Raw genomic sequence first — 5973 nt, forward strand, 5'->3', positions numbered from 1 at the left:
GCGAATTCTCGCTGGTGCGTTTTGCTGGTGACCAGGAGCGCTACAACGCGACCTACGCTGGCGCCGAGCCGATCCAGCCGCAGGACATTGCCGAGACGATCTTCTGGGTCATGAACACGCCGGCGCACATCAACATCAACAGCCTCGAGCTGATGCCTGTGAGCCAGACCTGGGCGGGTTTTGCCATTGAGCGGAATAAGGCCTAAGACCGCGTTGAAGCCATTCGCGAGCAAGCTCGCTCCCACATTTGATCGCGGTCTCATGTGGGAGCGAGCTTGCTCGCGAAGGGGCCGTCACAGGCAATAAATCCCGATAAGGTAAACTCCCCTCGCAACAACCCAACCGCACCCCGCGGTTTTCAGGGTTTTTCGAGGAGTCAAAGTGAGTAACCGAGGTGAGCAGGCACTGCTCAAACAATCGACCATTCTGATGTTGGCTGTGGCGATTGCCGGGATCGTCACCGGTTTTGTTTCAGGTTCCCAATCCATCCTGTTTGATGGTTTTTTCTCGCTGATCGCAACCTTCATCAAAGTCCTGATGCTGATCACGGCCAAGCTGATCGCCAAGGAAAGCAACCACCGTTTCCAGTTCGGTTTCTGGCATCTGGAGCCGATGGTGCTGCTGATCGAAGGCAGTTTCCTGATGCTGATCGCGATCTATGCGTTTCTCAATGGCGTGTTCGGCATCATCAACGGTGGCCGCGACATCGAGTTAGGACTGGTGATCATTTATGCGGCGGTGTTTACCGTGGTCGAGTTCGCCTACTTTTTCTACGTCCGGCACCGTAACCGCAAGCTCAAATCCAGCCTGATCCAGTTCGACAACATCAGTTGGCTGGTGGACGCGATGCTGTCCGTGGGCCTTTTGATCAGTTTCCTCGCGGCGCTGCTGCTCAAGTCGAAGGGCTATGGGCAGTGGGCGGTGTATGTCGACCCGCTGATCCTGATCGTGCTGGCCCTGACCATGTTGCCGCCGGCGTTCAAGATTCTTGGCCCGGCCCTGCGAGATGTCCTGGGGATTGCCCCAGACACGCTGGATGATCAGGTGCGCCAGGTGATGGACGCGGCGAAAACCGAACACGGTTTCGACGATTATGTGTCGTACGTGCAGAAGCACGGGCGGGCGCGGTTTATCGAGATTCATGTGGTGTTGCCGGCGGATTATGCGCTGAGCAATGTCGGGCAACTGGATGCGTTGCGCGAAGAGATTTCCGCGAAGCTGGGCAAGCCGGATGCGGCGCGGTGGTTGACCATCAGCTTTACCGGGGACAAGAAGTGGATTGCCTAACGACCGCATAACGGCCATTCGTCGGATCGCCGCCCGGAGCAGGCTCGCTCCCACATTGAATTGCGCTGAACACACTATTTGTGAGCCGCACAATCACCTGTGGGAGCGAGCCTGCTCGCGATAGCTATTTATCCGTCAGCGAAGATATTCAGCCAGGCCGCCGTAGCAAGTCGCCAAGTGGTAAGGGGTCGTCGATGGCATGTCCTTGCGACTGACTTCCCCCAACTCATCCCGGCACTCATGCCAGCCACCGGCATGCAGAAACCGCTGCTGCAACGCCTGTAACTGGCGCAGCACCACCGCTTCACTGCCCTGACGCAAGGTCAGCGCGCGCAGATATTCTGCTTGCGCCCAGATCCGCTGGGTCGAGTCTCGCGGGCGTCCGTCCGTTTCCAGATCGAGCATCGCCCGTACTGCGCCGGATGGCTGCACCACACCGTATTGCTCGGTGAAGGCAAACGCCCGTTCAAGCGCCGCATGCAGTTTCGAACCACGCAATAACGGCGACGATTCGAGCAGGAAATACCATTCGAACTGATGCCCCGGCTCATACCAGTTATCCACAGCCCCGAGCGGCTTCTCCATCAACACGCCATATTGCGGATCGACGAACTGCTTGTGCATGGCTGTGCATAACGCCAGCAACGCTGTCTGCGTCTGGGCATCTTCGCGCACGGCGAGGGTGGCGAGGAACGCTTCGGCCAGGTGCATCAGCGGGTTTTGCAGTGGACCGGTTTGCAGGGTGATCCAGTCGCGTTCCAGGCAGGCTTCGTACAAACCATCACCGGTGGCAAAGCGGCGGCCGATGACTTCCAGTGCCGCGTTCAGCGTCGATTCCACCAGCGGCTCGCGGGATTTTTCCCAGTAATGCGCGCAGGCGAACAGGATGAAGGCGTGGGTGTAGAGATCCTTGCGTTGGTCCAGCGGTTGGCCCTGGGCATCGACGCTGTAGAACCAGCCGCCATGCTCGGCATCGTGAAAGTGCCGTTGCAACGAGCGAAACAGCGCCGCCGCACGGACTTCGGCGTTATCCACAACCCCGATCAGGCTGGAAAACAGGTACAGCTGCCGTGCGCAGGCCATCGCCCGATAGCGTTGCGGTGGCAGCGGTTGGTGGGCGGCGTCCAGCGCTTCGTAAGGCAGCGCCATGTCGGCGTTCCAGCCCGGACCTTGCCAGAGCGGCACGATGACGTTGACGAAGTGCTGGTGCACGTCGCTGAACAGGGCGGTCAATTCAGGCAGGAGGTTGGAGCGGGAAGCGTGGGGCATGGGCGGACGTCGTCACGGCTGGGGCGATTGCGCGACATGGTAGCAGAGAGACTGACATCAGCGATGCGGCGTCTGATCGGCCGCCTTCGCGAGCAAGCTCGCTCCCACAGGTTTTGTGTTCGCCACAAATCCAATGTGGGAGCGAGCTTGCTCGCGAAAAGGCCAGTTCAGACAATAAAAACTAGCCTGCTAGCAACCAAGCCCCAGTCACCGCCGAAGCCGCACCCGCCAACCGCACCAGCGGCGCCGCTGCCTGCGGCAACACGCGAACCACGCCATAACCGACGGCATGCAAAGCGGCGGTCGCCACAACGAAACCCGCCGCATACGTCCAAGGACTGCTCATGTCTGGCAGTTCCAGACCATGCGCCACGCCATGGAACAACGCAAACAGCGCCGTCGCCGCTACTGCCATGACCAACGGCGGCCGCACCGCCAAGGCCACGGCCAGACCCAATGCCAGCACCGATGCGGCAATCCCGCTTTCCAGCGCTGGCAATTCCAGCCCTTCAAAACCGAGCATGCCGCCGATCAGCATGGTGCCGACAAAGGTGCACGGCAGCGCCCAGCGCGCGGCGCCCTGCTGCTGCGCGGCCCACAAACCGACAGCCAGCATCGCCAACAAATGGTCGAGGCCGCCAATCGGGTGACTGATGCCGGCAACCAGGCCAGAGTCGCCATGCCCCGGGTGGGCGAAGGCCAGCGCCGGCGTCAGCAGCAGCGCGACAGCGCCCAGAATGCGTTTAAGTGTCATGGATAAGCTTCCTTGTTGGTCATTGATCAGGCAGCGGTCAGCAGGCCCTGGCGTTCGATGAAGGCGATGATGTCTTCCAGACCCTGACCGGTTTTCTGGTTACTGAACACGAACGGCTTGCCGTTGCGCATGCGTTTTGTGTCGCTGTCCATCATCTCCAGCGACGCGCCCACCAGCGGCGCCAGGTCGATCTTGTTGATCACCAGCAGGTCCGACTTGCAGATACCGGGCCCACCCTTGCGCGGCAGCTTGTCGCCGGCCGAGACGTCGATCACATAAATGGTCAGGTCGGACAGTTCCGGACTGAACGTCGCCGACAGGTTGTCGCCACCGGACTCCACCAGAATCAGGTCGAGCCCCGGAAAGCGCCGGTTCAGTTGGTCGACCGCTTCGAGGTTGATCGAGGCGTCTTCGCGGATCGCCGTGTGCGGACAGCCGCCGGTTTCCACGCCGATGATCCGCTCCGGTGCCAGTGCTTCGTTGCGCACCAGAAAATCCGCGTCTTCGCGGGTATAGATATCGTTGGTGACGACCGCGAGGTTATAGCGCTCGCGCAGGGCCAGGCACAGGGCCAGGGTCAACGCGGTTTTGCCGGAGCCGACCGGGCCGCCGATGCCGACTCGCAGAGGTTGTGCGTTCATGTGGTGTTTCTCCTAGGAACGGAACAGACGGCTGTACTGGCGCTCATGGGCCATGCACGCCAGGGACAGACCGAACGCGGCGCTGCCGATGTGTTCGGGATGGATTCGGGTGGCGTCCTGCTGCGCCTGTTGCAGCAGCGGCAGCAGTTCGCTGGTCAGGCGCTGGGCGGCTTGCTGGCCCAGCGGCAGGGTTTTCATCAGCACCGCGAGCTGGTTTTCCAGCCAGCTCCAGAGCCAGGCGGCGAGGGCGTCTTGCGCACTGATGCCCCAGGCCCGCGCCGCCAGTGCCCAGCCGAGAGCCAGATGCGGTTCAGCGCACTGATCGAGAAATTCGCGAGCGGGGGTGTCGAGTTCCGGCAAGCCGCTGAGCAGTTGTTGCAACGAGTAGCCCATCTGCCGGCTCTCCAGATGCAACTCGCGGGTCTCGCGGCTGGCGCGGTGGGATTCGCACAGCTGCCTTAATTCATCCCAGTTTTGCTCCGCCGCTGCCGCACAGTGGGCCAGCAGCAGTGGCGCTTCGAAGCGTGCGAGGTTGAGCAGCAACTGATCGCTGATCCAGCGCCGGGCGCTGTCCGGGTTGTTGACGCGACCGTTTTCCACCGCCATTTCCAGGCCTTGCGAATAGCTGTAGCCGCCAATCGGCAATTGCGGACTGGCCAGGCGCAGCAGCGCCCAGGCCGGGTTCACAGGCGTACGCCGAACTGATGGAGTTTTGGCGCGTAGTTGAAATCTTCGTCGCCGTGCCGCGAATGGTGATGGCCGCCACCGTAGGCGCCGTGCTCTGGCTGGAACGGCGCTTCGATCGCTTCGACCTGTGCACCGAGCTGTTCAAGCATGGCCTTGAGCACATAGTCGTCGAGCAAGCGCAGCCAGCCATCGCCGACCTGCAGCGCCACATGGCGGTTGCCCAGGTGATATGCGGCGCGGGTCAGTTCAAAGGCATTGGCGCAGGTGACGTGCAGCAATTGCTCGGGGCGGGCGCAGACGCGGACAATGCGGCCGTCTTCGGCCTGCAGGCACTCACCATCAAACAATGGGGGCTGGCCGCGCTCCAAAAACAACCCGACGTCTTCACCCTCGGCACTGAAACAGCGCAAACGGCTTTTGCTCCGCGCTTCGAAGGTCAGGTGCAACTCGGCGGCCCAGAGGGGTTGAGACTCGATTCTGCGGTGAATCACCAGCATCGGAAAACTTCCAGCTATGGACAATGCTCAGGCTAGAGCAAGGGCCTTGCCAATCGGACGGGATGTAGGAAATCCCTGTCGGAGCGTAGTGGATGTTTCAAGATGTTGCGGAGTTTTGGGGTGTTTTGGTGCATGAAGGTTTTTACATGCACCAAATGGAGGCCGTGACGCCGCACCTTTGTAGGAGTGTCAGTAAGGAAGAGGTTGTTACTCGGTACTGCCCAGCCCTTGCCAGTGCTTGAGCCCGATAAAGATGAAGCGCAGTTGCTGGGTGATCTTCGCCTGGGGCGTCAGATGCTCCGGCAAGGCTTCGGCGGGGGGATCAATGATGTCCGGCAAAGTGGCGAACACCGATTTGACGATAAGGTCGGCGATCACGCTCAACCCGGCGGCATCCAGATGCTGCAGCTTGGGCATCAGCGTCAGGTCGGCGGCGAGGTCGGCGCTGATGTTTTCGCGCAAACGCCCGATCGCCTGGCGCACCGGCAGCGAGCCGCCGTACTGCTCGCGCGCGAGGAACAGGAATTGCGAGCGATTGGCGCTGACCACATCGAGAAAGATCCGCACCGACGCATCAATGATGCCGCCCATGACGAATTCGTTGTGCCGCACCAGGCGGATGGTTTCGCGGAAGGTCTGGCCGACTTCGCTGACCAGCACCAGACCCAGTTCGTCCATATCGGCAAAGTGCCGATAAAAACCGGTGGGTACAATGCCGGCGGTCTTCGTCACTTCGCGCAGGCTCAGGCTGCCGAATCCTCGGCCGCTTTCCATCAGGTGGCGGGCAGCGTCCATCAGGGCGTTGCGGGTCTGTTGTTTCTGTTCGGCGCGGGGCAGC

The 5973-nt window shown here is 61.2% G+C and carries 7 protein-coding genes and 1 pseudogene; 2 read left to right on the forward strand and 6 right to left on the reverse strand.

All coding sequences use genetic code 11. The annotated features are described in order from the left end of the window. Both DBR24_RS33400 and DBR24_RS23235 read left to right on the forward strand, forming a co-directional pair. Nucleotides 1–206 (forward strand): annotated as a pseudogene (locus tag DBR24_RS33400) (NAD(P)-dependent oxidoreductase); the annotation flags it as partial. Between the two features lie 175 nt (nt 207–381). Next, nucleotides 382–1287, forward strand: coding sequence for a cation diffusion facilitator family transporter (locus DBR24_RS23235; protein ID WP_128615919.1), 906 nt, complete (start codon nt 382–384; stop codon nt 1285–1287). A gap of 135 nt (nt 1288–1422) precedes the next feature. On the opposite strand, the gene DBR24_RS23240 is transcribed toward DBR24_RS23235, so the two are convergent. From DBR24_RS23240 to DBR24_RS23265, 6 genes are all read right to left on the reverse strand, one after another. Then, nucleotides 1423–2556: an AGE family epimerase/isomerase gene (locus tag DBR24_RS23240; RefSeq protein ID WP_128615920.1), complete on the reverse strand. Its 1134-nt coding sequence runs from the start codon at nt 2554–2556 to the stop codon at nt 1423–1425. A 181-nt stretch (nt 2557–2737) separates the two neighbouring features. Further along, entirely contained in the window at nt 2738–3310 is a 573-nt protein-coding gene (locus DBR24_RS23245; protein WP_123470961.1) for a HupE/UreJ family protein, read from the reverse strand. A 26-nt stretch (nt 3311–3336) separates the two neighbouring features. After that, the gene (gene ureG / locus DBR24_RS23250) at nt 3337–3951 is read right to left on the reverse strand and encodes an urease accessory protein UreG (RefSeq protein ID WP_123470963.1); all 615 of its coding nucleotides are present in this window, start codon (nt 3949–3951) and stop codon (nt 3337–3339) included. Between the two features lie 12 nt (nt 3952–3963). Beyond that, nucleotides 3964–4638: an urease accessory protein UreF gene (locus DBR24_RS23255; RefSeq protein WP_123470965.1), complete on the reverse strand. Its 675-nt coding sequence runs from the start codon at nt 4636–4638 to the stop codon at nt 3964–3966. Further along, the gene (ureE, locus tag DBR24_RS23260; RefSeq protein WP_128615921.1) at nt 4635–5135 is read right to left on the reverse strand and encodes an urease accessory protein UreE; all 501 of its coding nucleotides are present in this window, start codon (nt 5133–5135) and stop codon (nt 4635–4637) included. The genes DBR24_RS23255 and ureE overlap by 4 nt, the downstream gene beginning before the upstream one ends. 207 nt (nt 5136–5342) lie before the next feature. After that, nucleotides 5343–5972: a TetR family transcriptional regulator gene (locus tag DBR24_RS23265; protein ID WP_177490668.1), complete on the reverse strand. Its 630-nt coding sequence runs from the start codon at nt 5970–5972 to the stop codon at nt 5343–5345. Nucleotide 5973 lies beyond the last annotated feature (1 nt).

This window comes from Pseudomonas sp. HMWF006, assembly GCF_003061205.1.
Lineage (GTDB): Bacteria > Pseudomonadota > Gammaproteobacteria > Pseudomonadales > Pseudomonadaceae > Aquipseudomonas > Aquipseudomonas monsensis.